We start from the raw sequence: 13,370 nt of genomic DNA on the forward strand, positions 1-13,370 counted from the left end.
GGTGGATAAAATGAAGCTGCACCGCATGGAGTATTATGGATATCATGGTGTGTTCGAAGAGGAACGCAAGCTTGGACAACGTTACTATATTGACCTGGAGCTGGAGCTTGATCTGCGGGGGGCTGGTCTTCAGGATGATCTGGACCAAACCGTAAATTACGCCGAAGTGCATGGGCTCGTCAAAAAAATTGTCGAAACAAAGTCCTTTAAGCTGATTGAAGCTTTGGCGGAACATATTGCATCCTCAGTACTGGACACTTATACTGTTATCAATGCAGTAACGGTCAAAGTGACTAAGCCGCATCCGCCGTTCGACATTCATTTTCAGGGAGTGACTGTAGAACTGCATAGAACGAGAAAGTGAGACAGGGCCCATGACTATACACTCCACCTCTGAGGTATCAGAGGCTTATATTGCTTTAGGGGCCAATTTGGGTGACCGCGAAGGCACCTTGAAGGAAGCTTTGAACAGGCTGGATCATTATGACGGGATTGAAGTTGTACGCTGCTCTAATGTATATGAGACAGAGCCTGTCGGCTATCTCGACCAGCCGCAGTTTTTGAATATGGCAGCCGCCCTCCGCACCACGCTTGGGCCGGAGAACTTGCTTCATGTGATGCTCGACATTGAAGCGCAGCTAGGCCGGGTTCGTGATATCCGTTATGGCCCGAGAACAGTGGATCTTGATTTATTATGGGTAGAAGGACAGAGCTATGATACGGCAGATTTAACGCTTCCGCATCCCCGGATGCTGGAACGGGCGTTTGTGCTGTTTCCGCTTAGTGACATCGTACTGCCGGATGAGGATTCTTCTGGACTCCGGGGAATCATTACAGCAGCGCTGCAGGATATAGACGGAAAGGAAGGAATGCGCTTGTGGACATCAAACGTATGGGAACGCGGGTCAGAGCATTCCGAAAGCTGAAAGGATACACCCAGCAAGAGTTGGCGGATTCTGTCGGAATTTCACTGGCTGTGCTAGGCGCAGCCGAGAGGGGAAACCGGCATTTGGAAGATAAAATTTTAAATAAAATTGCGGATGTTCTTGAGGTTTCAGTCGAAGAATTGACCAATCCCTCTACTTAGGAAGACGTCCATTCATTAAAAATGGAACTAAAGGAAGTGAAGAATTGTGCTGAAAATTGGCGGCATTGAAATGAAGAACCAGGTCGTTCTGGCTCCTATGGCCGGTGTATGCAATCCAGCGTTCCGGCTGATTGCAAAAGAATTCGGCACCGGCTTGGTATGTGCGGAAATGGTCAGTGACAAAGCTATTCTGCACGGTAATTCTCGTACGCGTGAGATGCTGTTCGTGGATGAACGGGAGAAGCCGCTTAGCCTGCAGATTTTTGGCGGAGACCGTAAGTCGCTCGTTGAGGCGGCCAAAGTTGTGGATAAGGAGACCAATGCCGATATTATCGACATTAATATGGGGTGTCCCGTACCGAAAGTAACAAAATGTGATGCCGGGGCCCGCTGGCTGCTGAATCCGGACAAAATCTATGAGATGGTCTCGGCGGTTGTAGAGGCCGTTGACAAGCCGGTTACCGTAAAAATGCGGATCGGCTGGGACAGCGAGCATATCTTTGTAGAAGAGAATGCCCGCGCAGTGGAACGTGCCGGAGGCCAGGCTGTCAGTGTGCATGGACGTACCCGTGAGCAGCTCTACACCGGCCATGCCGACTGGAAGTATATTAAAATGGCTAAAGAGGCTGTTTCGATCCCTGTCATCGGCAACGGCGATGTTAACACACCTGAGGATGCCCGGGCCATGCTGGATCAGACCGGCTGCGACGGGGTTATGATTGGACGCGGCGCGTTAGGTAATCCATGGATGCTGTACCGGACCATTCAATATTTGAGCACAGGTGAGCTGACGCCTGAACCGGGAGCGGAAGAGAAGATCAAAGTGGCGATTCTTCACATGGACCGTTTGGTGGCCCTTAAAGGCGAGGCGGTAGCGGTTCGTGAAATGCGCAAGCATCTAGCCTGGTATTTAAAAGGTCTTAAGGCTGCTGCCCGCGTAAAGGATGTCATTATGGAAGAAACCAAACGCGATGAAATGGTGCGGATCTTGAATGATTTTGTCGCACAGCTTAAAGATGAAGAAGAACAAGAGGGCCGTAATCCGTCTCTCTCGGCAGTTTAATCACCGTCTCCACTGGCTTTAAGAGATAACACCGGAACATTATATGGGGCGTCATTGACATTTTGTAGCGGTTCCAATATAATTTCACAGTATAAAATCGCCGTTACAGCAAGGGCAATGCAGCATGGAGGGTTCTTATCCCTCTGGATTCGCATATAGTATGGTGTTTTCAATAAATGTATACGACAGGAGAATCGGTTGAGATGAGCGATAAAGAAGTCATCCTTACGCCGGACGGACTTAAGCGTCTGGAAGAAGAACTGGAGACCCTCAAATCCGTGAAACGCCGCGAAGTGGCCGAACGGATTAAAGTGGCGATTGGCTACGGAGATATCAGCGAGAACTCCGAATATGAGGACGCGAAGAATGAACAGGCCTTTATCGAAGGGCGTATTATCACTTTGGAAAAAATGCTCCGCAACGCTCGCATCATCAATAGCGATGAGATCGTTACCGATGTGGTAAGTATCGGGGTTACTGTAAGCGTTGAAGATATGGAATATGGCGATGTGATGGAATACACAATCGTTGGTACAGCCGAATCCGATCCGCTTAACAATAAAATCTCCAATGAAAGCCCGGTAGGCAGAGCTATTATCGGTAAGAAAATCGGCACTGTTGTAGATGTTAGTGTACCTGCAGGAGTCATTCAATATAAAATTCTTGATATCCGAATGAAGTAATCTACAGGCGCTTTGCGCCTGTGAATAGACATGCTGCCCTCGCACAGAGAACTGCACTGCACTGGCAGAAGAAGGAACAGGGCCCGGAAAGCTTCCTTAGGGAAGCTTTTTTCTAAATAAAGAAGAGATATCGCCCGAAAAATATGGCTGAACACATATAGCTTATATTTTGTACTGGAACGGACTGCCCTCAATTATGGAGGTGGAGCCGTTTCTTCTTGTGTATATGACATGAGGCATTAGAGAGGATGAGGAACATGACTGAGGAAATGAATACCGTGGAAACCACGGAAAAAGAGCTTAGTGAGCTGTTGCAGATTCGCCGTGCTAAATTGGACGAGCTGCGGGCACTGGGAATTGACCCGTTTGGCAAAAAATATGACCGCACAGCAGGTGCCGGGGACCTTCTGGCTAAGTATGACGGACAAACAAAAGAGGAATTGGACGAGCTGGCTCTGGAAGTCAGCATTGCCGGTCGGATTATGGCTAAACGTGTCATGGGTAAGGCGAGTTTTGCCCACATTCAGGATCTTAGCGGCAAAATCCAAATTTATGTGCGCCAGGACAGCATCCCTGAGGCACAATACGCAGCCTTTAATGTTCTCGATTTAGGCGATATTATCGGAGTGCGCGGTATCGTGTTCAAAACAAAAACTGGCGAAACCTCTATTAAAGTGTCCAATCTTGAGGTTTTGTCCAAATCTCTGCTGCCGCTGCCTGAGAAGTATCATGGCCTGAAGGATGTTGAGCTGCGCTACCGCCAGCGTTATGTAGATCTGATCATTAACCCTGAAGTACAGCAGACCTTTATTGCCCGTTCGCGGATCATCCAGTCGATGCGCCGTTACCTGGATTCCCTTGGCTACCTTGAGGTTGAAACCCCAACACTTCATGCGATTGCCGGCGGAGCCGCTGCACGTCCGTTCATCACCTACCACAATACGCTGGATATGCAGCTGTATATGCGGATTGCGATTGAACTGCATCTGAAACGTCTGATTGTCGGCGGACTCGAAAAAGTTTATGAGATCGGCCGTGTATACCGCAATGAGGGCATTTCGACGCGTCATAATCCGGAGTTCACCATGATTGAGCTGTATGAGGCTTATGCCGACTACAAGGATATTATGCATTTGACCGAGAGCATGATCGCCCATATCGCCCAGGAGGTTCTTGGCAGCCAGAAGATCAACTATCAAGGCCAGGAAGTGGACCTCTCACCAGGATGGCGCCGTGTGACCATGGTTGACGCCGTTAAGGAAGTAACGGGTGTGGACTTTGGTGTTCAGATGACGGATGAGGAAGCACAAGCTTTGGCTAAGGAGCACCGTGTACCGGTTGAAAAACATATGACCTTCGGCCATATCCTGAATGCCTTCTTTGAGCAGTTTGTTGAGGAAACATTGATTCAGCCTACATTTGTAATGGGTCATCCGGTTGAAATCTCGCCGCTGGCCAAAAAGAACGATCAAGATCCGCGGTTTACCGACCGCTTTGAGCTATTTATCGTCGCACGCGAGCACGCGAATGCCTTTAGTGAGCTGAACGACCCGATTGACCAGCGTCAGCGCTTTGAAGCGCAGATTCAGGAGAAGGAGCAGGGCAATGATGAAGCCCATGAGATGGACGATGACTTCATCCGTGCTCTGGAATATGGTATGCCTCCTACAGGCGGACTGGGAATCGGTGTAGACCGTCTGATCATGCTGCTGACCAATGCTGCTTCAATTCGTGATGTTCTGTTGTTCCCGCATATGCGCAACAAGACTGATTAATTTCAATGTTTTATTTCACAGAGCCAAGGGCCGCTGTATTATACAGCAGTTCCTTGGGCACTGTGGGTTTAGAATTGGTGTAATGGACTACAGGGTATGCGGGAAGCGGTGTATCCAACCTAGTTTAAAATAATGCTTGCAATGCAGAACCATACATGATATATTCTATTTCTGGCCGCGAAACATCAACGCCGGGCTCGGAAAAGAAGTTAAAAAAAGAGCTTGCATTGATCGGCTGGATGTGATATATTATAAGAGTTGCTGGTGACGAGATAATCGGCACTGACAACGAGCTTGATCTTTGAAAACTGAACAACGAGTGAGTATGGAAATCACGTAAGTGAGATCCAAAAATTAGAGAATGTAAATTCTCGTCAGATGTTTCAAATTGAGCAATCGCTCTTTCTAAATACCAATTTGGAGAGTTTGATCCTGGCTCAGGACGAACGCTGGCGGCGTGCCTAATACATGCAAGTCGAGCGGAGTTATGAAGGAGCTTGCTCTGGAATAACTTAGCGGCGGACGGGTGAGTAACACGTAGGCAACCTACCTCTTTGACTGGGATAACTACCGGAAACGGTAGCTAATACCGGATAATTCCTTTGTTCACATGGACGGAGGATGAAAGGCGGAGCAATCTGCTACAAGGAGATGGGCCTGCGGCGCATTAGCTAGTTGGTGGGGTAACGGCTCACCAAGGCGACGATGCGTAGCCGACCTGAGAGGGTGAACGGCCACACTGGGACTGAGACACGGCCCAGACTCCTACGGGAGGCAGCAGTAGGGAATCTTCCGCAATGGGCGAAAGCCTGACGGAGCAACGCCGCGTGAGTGATGAAGGTTTTCGGATCGTAAAGCTCTGTTGCCAGGGAAGAACGTCCGGTAGAGTAACTGCTACCGGAGTGACGGTACCTGAGAAGAAAGCCCCGGCTAACTACGTGCCAGCAGCCGCGGTAATACGTAGGGGGCAAGCGTTGTCCGGAATTATTGGGCGTAAAGCGCGCGCAGGCGGCTATTTAAGTCTGGTGTTTAAACCTTGGGCTCAACCTGAGGTCGCACTGGAAACTGGGTGGCTTGAGTACAGAAGAGGAAAGTGGAATTCCACGTGTAGCGGTGAAATGCGTAGATATGTGGAGGAACACCAGTGGCGAAGGCGACTTTCTGGGCTGTAACTGACGCTGAGGCGCGAAAGCGTGGGGAGCAAACAGGATTAGATACCCTGGTAGTCCACGCCGTAAACGATGAGTGCTAGGTGTTAGGGGTTTCGATACCCTTGGTGCCGAAGTTAACACAGTAAGCACTCCGCCTGGGGAGTACGGTCGCAAGACTGAAACTCAAAGGAATTGACGGGGACCCGCACAAGCAGTGGAGTATGTGGTTTAATTCGAAGCAACGCGAAGAACCTTACCAGGTCTTGACATCCCTCTGAATCCACTAGAGATAGTGGCGGCCTTCGGGACAGAGGAGACAGGTGGTGCATGGTTGTCGTCAGCTCGTGTCGTGAGATGTTGGGTTAAGTCCCGCAACGAGCGCAACCCTTGACTTTAGTTGCCAGCAGGTAAGGCTGGGCACTCTAGAGTGACTGCCGGTGACAAACCGGAGGAAGGTGGGGATGACGTCAAATCATCATGCCCCTTATGACCTGGGCTACACACGTACTACAATGGCCGGTACAACGGGAAGCGAAGCCGCGAGGTGGAGCCAATCCCAGCAAAGCCGGTCTCAGTTCGGATTGCAGGCTGCAACTCGCCTGCATGAAGTCGGAATTGCTAGTAATCGCGGATCAGCATGCCGCGGTGAATACGTTCCCGGGTCTTGTACACACCGCCCGTCACACCACGAGAGTTTACAACACCCGAAGTCGGTGGGGTAACCCGCAAGGGAGCCAGCCGCCGAAGGTGGGGTAGATGATTGGGGTGAAGTCGTAACAAGGTAGCCGTATCGGAAGGTGCGGCTGGATCACCTCCTTTCTATGGAGAATCGTTTCCTGCAACGGAAACATTCAAATCGGAAGCTTAGCTTCCAAAACACTCACTCGTTGGTCAGTTTTGAGAGTTTAAGCTCTCAAGTAGTACCTTGATCCTTGAAAACTGGATACCGAAACGAATTTGCGTTTTAGAACATCTTTTAGCTGAAACTTGTGTAAACAAGTTTTAATTATAGCGATGCTAGCGATTTTCCCTCTGGGAAAACGCATTGGTTAAGCTAATAAGAGCACACGGAGGATGCCTAGGCGCCAGGAGCCGACGAAGGACGTGGCGAACAACGAAACTGCCTCGGGGAGCTGTAAGCAAGCTTTGATCCGGGGGTGTCCGAATGGGGAAACCCAGCTGTGGTAATTCGCAGTTACTTCTCTCTGAATACATAGGAGAGATAGAGGCAGACCAGGGGAACTGAAACATCTAAGTACCCTGAGGAAGAGAAAACAATAGTGATTCCGTCAGTAGCGGCGAGCGAACGCGGAACAGCCTAAACCAAGGGGCTTGCCCCTTGGGGTTGTGGGACGTCTCACATGGAGTTACAAAGGAATATGGTAGGCGAAGAGGTCTGGAAAGGCCCGCGATAGAGGTAAAAGCCCTGTAACCTAAACTGTGTTCTCTCCGAGACGGATCCCGAGTAGTGCGGGGCACGTGAAACCCCGTATGAATCCAGCAGGACCATCTGCTAAGGCTAAATACTACCTGGCGACCGATAGTGAAACAGTACCGTGAGGGAAAGGTGAAAAGCACCCCGGAAGGGGAGTGAAATAGAACCTGAAACCGTGTGCTTACAAAAAGTCAGAGCCCGATCTAGGGGTGATGGCGTGCCTTTTGTAGAATGAACCGGCGAGTTACGTTTAACATGCAAGGTTAAGGTGAGAAGCCGGAGCCGCAGCGAAAGCGAGTCTGAATAGGGCGACTTAAGTATGTGGACGTAGACCCGAAACCGTGTGATCTACCCCTGTCCAGGGTGAAGGTGCGGTAACACGCACTGGAGGCCCGAACCCACGTATGTTGAAAAATGCGGGGATGAGGTGGGGGTAGCGGAGAAATTCCAATCGAACTCGGAGATAGCTGGTTCTCCCCGAAATAGCTTTAGGGCTAGCCTCGGTGAATGGAGTGGTGGAGGTAGAGCACTGATTGGGTGCGGGGCCCGCAAGGGTTACCAAGCTCAGTCAAACTCCGAATGCCATTAACTTCTTGCCGGGAGTCAGACAGTGAGTGCTAAGATCCATTGTCAAAAGGGAAACAGCCCAGACCATCAGCTAAGGTCCCCAAGTGTGTGTTAAGTGGGAAAGGATGTGGAGTTGCACAGACAACCAGGATGTTGGCTTAGAAGCAGCCACCATTGAAAGAGTGCGTAATAGCTCACTGGTCGAGTGACTCTGCGCCGAAAATGTAACGGGGCTAAACACACCACCGAAGCTATGGCTAGATGCTTTGCATCTGGGGTAGGGGAGCGTTGTATGTGGGTTGAAGGTGTACCGTAAGGAGCGCTGGACAGCATACAAGTGAGAATGCCGGTATGAGTAACGAAAAGATCAGTGAGAATCTGATCCGCCGAAAGCCCAAGGTTTCCTGAGGAAGGCTCGTCCGCTCAGGGTAAGTCGGGACCTAAGGCGAGGCCGAAAGGCGTAGTCGAAGGACAACAGTTTGAAATTACTGTACCACCGTAATCCGCTATGAGCGATGGGGTGACGCAGGAGGGTAGTGACGCGGACTGATGGATGTCCGTCTAAGCAGTGAGGCTGGTGTGTAGGCAAATCCGCACACCGTTAAGGCTGGGCTGTGATGGGGAGCGAAAATTATAGTAGCGAAGGTCATGATCTCACACTGCCAAGAAAAGCCTCTAGCCAGGAGAAGGTGCCCGTACCGCAAACCGACACAGGTAGGCGAGAAGAGAATTCTAAGGCGCGCGGAAGAACTCTCGTTAAGGAACTCGGCAAAATGACCCCGTAACTTCGGGAGAAGGGGTGCCTCGGTAGGGTGAATAGCCCGAGGGGGCCGCAGTGAAAAGGCCCAAGCGACTGTTTAGCAAAAACACAGGTCTGTGCGAAGCCGCAAGGCGAAGTATACGGGCTGACGCCTGCCCGGTGCTGGAAGGTTAAGGGGAGCGGTTAGGAGTAATCCGAAGCTGTGAACCGAAGCCCCAGTAAACGGCGGCCGTAACTATAACGGTCCTAAGGTAGCGAAATTCCTTGTCAGGTAAATTCTGACCCGCACGAATGGCGTAACGACTTGGGCGCTGTCTCAACGAGAGATCCGGTGAAATTTTAATACCTGTGAAGATGCAGGTTACCCGCGACAAGACGGAAAGACCCCATGGAGCTTTACTGCAGCTTGATATTGAATTTGGGTACGATCTGTACAGGATAGGTGGGAGCCGTAGAGGCAGGAGCGCAAGCTTCTGCGGAGGCGCCGTTGGGATACCACCCTGATCGTATCTAGGTTCTAACCTGGTGCCCTAATCGGGTACGGGGACCGTGTCAGGCGGGCAGTTTGACTGGGGCGGTCGCCTCCTAAAGAGTAACGGAGGCGTTCAAAGGTTCCCTCAGAATGGTTGGAAATCATTCGAAGAGTGCAAAGGCATAAGGGAGCTTGACTGCGAGACCTACAAGTCGAGCAGGGACGAAAGTCGGACTTAGTGATCCGGTGGTACCGCATGGAAGGGCCATCGCTCAACGGATAAAAGCTACCCTGGGGATAACAGGCTTATCTCCCCCAAGAGTCCACATCGACGGGGAGGTTTGGCACCTCGATGTCGGCTCATCGCATCCTGGGGCTGAAGTAGGTCCCAAGGGTTGGGCTGTTCGCCCATTAAAGCGGTACGCGAGCTGGGTTCAGAACGTCGTGAGACAGTTCGGTCCCTATCTGTCGTGGGCGCAGGAAATTTGAGAGGAGCTGTCCTTAGTACGAGAGGACCGGGATGGACGTACCGCTGGTGCATCAGTTGTTCCGCCAGGAGCATGGCTGAGTAGCTACGTACGGACGGGATAAGCGCTGAAAGCATCTAAGCGTGAAGCCCCCCTCAAGATGAGATTTCCCAATTAGTAAGACCCCTTGAAGACGACGAGGTAGATAGGTTGGAGGTGGAAGTGCAGCAATGCATGGAGCTGACCAATACTAATCGGTCGAGGGCTTATCCAACAAATTAAGACGCAGATTCGTTTCGGATTCAGTTTTCAGGAATTAAGGTTCCTGAAGCATTTACGCTGTAAATGCCCGTTTGGTGGCGATAGCGGAGGGGTTCCACGCGTACCCATCCCGAACACGACCGTTAAGCCCTCCAGCGCCGATGGTACTTGGACCGAAGGGTCCTGGGAGAGTAGGACGCCGCCAAGCACACAAAGCCATTGTTGAGTTTCTCAACAGTGGCTTTTTTGTTGGGTTAAAGTGCAAATGGTGGTAGTTAAAACAATATATAGGCTAATCCCACGCCCTGAAACTACGAATGTACATATACAATAAATGGGTTCTTACAGTGATAATGTCCACTGGATACGGACTTTCGTCCAAGAATTCGCTTACCCGGTGACCGTTTTCCGATTCCCTCCTCCGATGATGTAATATTCTTGACAGGCCAAAAACCCTTTGCTAAGATGGCAATAATATATTTTTGGACAAGCATCTCAAACCTTAATTGAAGATACGGATATGTATAACTTCGCTGTTTAGTTCGGTGTCTATCGGATATGGACTTCAAACCGGAGTTTCTTCATTTATAAAGTTTGTGGGCGGTTAGAATAAAGATAATCGAGGAGGAATGACCCAGGTGTGGGAAGATAAGTTTGGTAAAGAAGGTTTGACGTTTGACGATGTGCTGTTGGTGCCGCGCAAATCCGAGGTACTGCCGAAGGAAGTGGATCTTGCCACGGTACTGAGCAAAAATGTGAAGCTAAATATCCCTCTGATGAGTGCAGGCATGGATACAGTCACAGAAGCAGCTATGGCGATTGCAATCGCCCGCGAGGGAGGCATTGGCATTATTCATAAGAATATGTCAGTGGAGCAGCAGGCTGAAGAAGTAGACCGCGTAAAGCGCTCCGAGAGCGGTGTTATTACTAATCCCTTTTCTCTAACGCCAGAACACTGGGTCTCCGACGCTGAAGTCCTAATGGGTAAATACCGTATTTCCGGAGTACCTATCGTTGATGAAAGCAACAAGCTGGTTGGGATTCTGACCAATAGAGATCTGCGTTTCATCCATGATTTTAATATTCAAATTAAAGAAGTGATGACCCATGAGAATCTGGTCACTGCTGCGGTTGGGACTACTCTCCAGGAAGCAGAAGGTATCCTTCAACGCCATAAGATCGAGAAACTGCCGCTTGTAGATGAGAACAACATTCTTAAAGGTCTGATCACGATTAAAGATATAGAAAAAGCAATTCAATTCCCGAACGGAGCAAAAGATGCTCACGGCCGTCTGCTGGTAGGTGCGGCAATTGGTATTTCCAAAGATACTTTTGAACGTACAGAGGCGTTAGTGAAAGCCGGCGTGGATCTGATTACAGTAGATTCCGCACACGGACATCATATTAATATTATTGATGCTGTCCGCAAATTGCGTGAACTGTACCCGGATCTTACGATTGTTGCCGGTAACGTGGCAACCGGAGACGCAACCCGTGAATTGATTGAAGCTGGTGCTTCTGTAGTCAAAGTGGGTATTGGACCAGGATCAATTTGTACCACACGCGTAATTGCCGGTATCGGTGTTCCGCAAATTACGGCCATTTACGACTGTGCAACGGTTGCCCGTGAGTACGGCATTCCAATTATTGCTGACGGGGGTATCAAATATTCCGGTGAGGTTACCAAAGCGATTGCTGCGGGAGCATCTGCGGTTATGATGGGAAGCCTGTTCGCCGGAACGGAAGAAAGCCCGGGCGAATCCGAGATTTACCAAGGACGTAAATTCAAGGTATACCGCGGCATGGGCAGTATGAGCGCCATGAAGCAGGGCAGTAAAGACCGTTACTTCCAGGATGATGACAAGAAGCTTGTTCCAGAAGGTATTGAAGGTAGAGTCGCATTCAAAGGTTCTCTCTCCGATACAGTTCATCAGCTGATCGGCGGGCTTCGTTCTGGCATGGGGTATTGTGGAACGAAGACACTGGAGGAACTGCGCAATGATACATCTTTCATCCGGATTACAGGAGCCGGATTGCGCGAAAGTCACCCTCATGATGTACAAATCACCAAGGAAGCTCCCAACTATTCCCTATAATTAGGCGGTTTCGATAAATTACGGACAGACAGGACTAAATTCGTCCTGTCTGTCTTTTTTTGCAGGTACCCCTGTGTTAGAATAGAACAAGCAATGGATATGAGGATCAAAAGGAGAGTAGTAATCATTGAAGCACAAGCGGAAATTTAGCAGTAAACAATTTGTAATTAAGACAGCGACAGTAGGTCTGCTTTTAAATATGTTAGCTTCTCCAGTACATTCGGTGTTCGCTGATGAAGTGAAGACACCGGCAACGACAGAAAAGGGTACTGCCGCTGGCACTACTGCGGCGAAAGCTGCAGTCAAGATTCCTAATATAGAATCACTGAAGCTCGAAGTAGATTCGGCAGTGTTGATCGAACCCACTACAGGCGAGGTTCTTTTGTCCCTGAATGCCGATAAGCCTCTGCCTCCGGCAAGCATGACGAAGATGATGACCGAATATCTGGTTGCAGATGCCGTGAAGAATGGCCAGATTTCCTGGGATCAGAAAGTAGTTGTTCAGGAAAATGCCTCCAAGCAGATCGGCTCGCGTATTTTTTTGGCTGAAGGCGATGAACATACGGTAAGAGAGCTATACATAGCGATGGCCGTTGGTTCTGCTAATGATGCCACCGTAGCGTTGGCTGAGCTTGTTTCGTCATCGGAGCAGGAATTTGTAGCTCTAATGAATGAAACTGCAAAGAAGATGGGAATGAAGACGGCTTACTTTATCAATTCTACCGGTCTTGACCGTGCCGATATGCCAGCTAAGTTCCAGCCCAAAGTCGATCGTGAAACCGTAATGTCAGCCATGGACGCAGCGATTCTTGCCAAATATATCGTAACGGACCACCCTGATTTCACAGAATTCACAACCATTCAGTCTTATAAGTTCCGTCAACGGGATGACAAACCGATGGTTAACTACAACTGGATGCTGGAAGCGAACAAGGATATCGCCAACTTTAAGGCATACGCTTATCCCGGCCTTGACGGGCTGAAGACAGGACATACCAACAATGCCGGCAACTGTTTCACTGGTACGGCTGTTCGCGACGGCATGCGGCTGATCAGTGTCGTTATGGGCGCCAACTCGGAAGCACACCGTTTCACAGAAACCAAGAAAGTACTTGATTTTGGCTTCAATAATTTCGAAATCAAACAGGTAGTGGCCCCTAAAGCCGTGATTGCCGGCAATGAAACAGTGCCCGTGCAAAAAGGCAAAAAGAAAGATGTGTCCATCGTTACCGATGCCGGAGTTACTTTTATCGTGCCTAAAGGAACGGTTGCACCACAGATTAACACGGCGGTTGCGGTTAATGATGCAGCAACACTGGTAGCCCCAATTGCCAATGCTTCCAAAGTGGGCAAGGTTACTTACTCCTACAAGGTTGAAGGCATGTCTCAGGTTCAGGAGAAAACGGTCAATCTGATTACCGCAGAGGAAGCGGAGAAGGCTGGCTGGTTCAAGCTGCTGATGAGAGCAATTGGCGATTTTTTCAGCGATTTGTTTACAGGAATTAAGAACCTGTTCTAGGGCAGTAATGTCTGGTGCAGTGAATAATTCGAGT

At 49.8% G+C, this 13,370-nt stretch carries 8 protein-coding genes and 3 rRNA genes; all 11 read left to right on the forward strand.

The features are described 5' to 3' along the window. The first annotated feature begins 1 nt into the window (after window position 1). The 11 genes from folB to NST07_RS00400 all read left to right on the forward strand — a co-directional run bounded on the left by folB (window position 2) and on the right by NST07_RS00400 (window position 13,336). Window positions 2-364: a dihydroneopterin aldolase gene (gene folB / locus NST07_RS00350; RefSeq protein WP_341089053.1), complete on the forward strand. Its 363-nt coding sequence runs from the start codon at window positions 2-4 to the stop codon at window positions 362-364. A gap of 10 nt (window positions 365-374) precedes the next feature. Next, window positions 375-926 (forward strand): 2-amino-4-hydroxy-6-hydroxymethyldihydropteridine diphosphokinase, encoded by a 552-nt coding sequence (gene folK, locus NST07_RS00355; RefSeq protein WP_342480907.1) that lies wholly within the window; start codon window positions 375-377, stop codon window positions 924-926. Further along, window positions 893-1,087: a helix-turn-helix transcriptional regulator gene (locus NST07_RS00360; protein WP_341097498.1), complete on the forward strand. Its 195-nt coding sequence runs from the start codon at window positions 893-895 to the stop codon at window positions 1,085-1,087. Before folK ends, NST07_RS00360 begins: the two co-directional genes overlap by 34 nt. A gap of 46 nt (window positions 1,088-1,133) precedes the next feature. Continuing rightward, window positions 1,134-2,150 carry a tRNA dihydrouridine synthase DusB gene (dusB, locus tag NST07_RS00365; protein ID WP_341089057.1) on the forward strand — a complete coding sequence of 339 codons (1,017 nt, stop codon included), beginning with the start codon at window positions 1,134-1,136 and terminating at the stop codon, window positions 2,148-2,150. 203 nt (window positions 2,151-2,353) lie between these two features. Continuing rightward, window positions 2,354-2,833: a transcription elongation factor GreA gene (gene greA, locus NST07_RS00370; protein WP_038584463.1), complete on the forward strand. Its 480-nt coding sequence runs from the start codon at window positions 2,354-2,356 to the stop codon at window positions 2,831-2,833. A 257-nt stretch (window positions 2,834-3,090) separates the two neighbouring features. Then, on the forward strand, window positions 3,091-4,608 hold the full coding sequence (gene lysS, locus NST07_RS00375) for a lysine--tRNA ligase (protein WP_342480908.1): 1,518 nt from the start codon (window positions 3,091-3,093) through the stop codon (window positions 4,606-4,608). Between the two features lie 414 nt (window positions 4,609-5,022). Beyond that, window positions 5,023-6,578 (forward strand): 16S ribosomal RNA (locus tag NST07_RS00380). A gap of 228 nt (window positions 6,579-6,806) precedes the next feature. Beyond that, a 23S ribosomal RNA gene (locus NST07_RS00385) occupies window positions 6,807-9,734 on the forward strand. Window positions 9,735-9,812: 78 nt separating this feature from the next. Next, window positions 9,813-9,929: ribosomal RNA gene (gene rrf / locus NST07_RS00390) — 5S ribosomal RNA — on the forward strand. The 16S, 23S and 5S rRNA genes sit together here, the layout of an rRNA operon. Window positions 9,930-10,359: 430 nt before the next feature. Further along, window positions 10,360-11,817 carry an IMP dehydrogenase gene (gene guaB, locus NST07_RS00395; RefSeq protein ID WP_038584466.1) on the forward strand — a complete coding sequence of 486 codons (1,458 nt, stop codon included), beginning with the start codon at window positions 10,360-10,362 and terminating at the stop codon, window positions 11,815-11,817. Window positions 11,818-11,944: 127 nt separating this feature from the next. Continuing rightward, complete coding sequence (locus NST07_RS00400) at window positions 11,945-13,336, forward strand: D-alanyl-D-alanine carboxypeptidase family protein (RefSeq protein ID WP_341089060.1); 1,392 nt, start codon at window positions 11,945-11,947, stop codon at window positions 13,334-13,336. The last annotated feature ends 34 nt before the right edge of the window (window positions 13,337-13,370 follow it).

Source organism: Paenibacillus sp. FSL L8-0340 (assembly GCF_038593145.1).
Taxonomy (GTDB): Bacteria; Bacillota; Bacilli; order Paenibacillales; family Paenibacillaceae; genus Paenibacillus_AQ.

Excerpts from the sequence above, each read along its gene's own strand:
- folK (WP_342480907.1), top strand. The coding sequence starts at position 375 with ATGACTATACACTCCACCTCTGAGGTATCAGAGGCTTATATTGCTTTA.
- NST07_RS00360 (WP_341097498.1), top strand. The coding sequence starts at position 893 with ATGGGAACGCGGGTCAGAGCATTCCGAAAGCTGAAAGGATACACCCAG.
- greA (WP_038584463.1), top strand. The coding sequence starts at position 2,354 with ATGAGCGATAAAGAAGTCATCCTTACGCCGGACGGACTTAAGCGTCTG.
- lysS (WP_342480908.1), top strand. The coding sequence starts at position 3,091 with ATGACTGAGGAAATGAATACCGTGGAAACCACGGAAAAAGAGCTTAGT.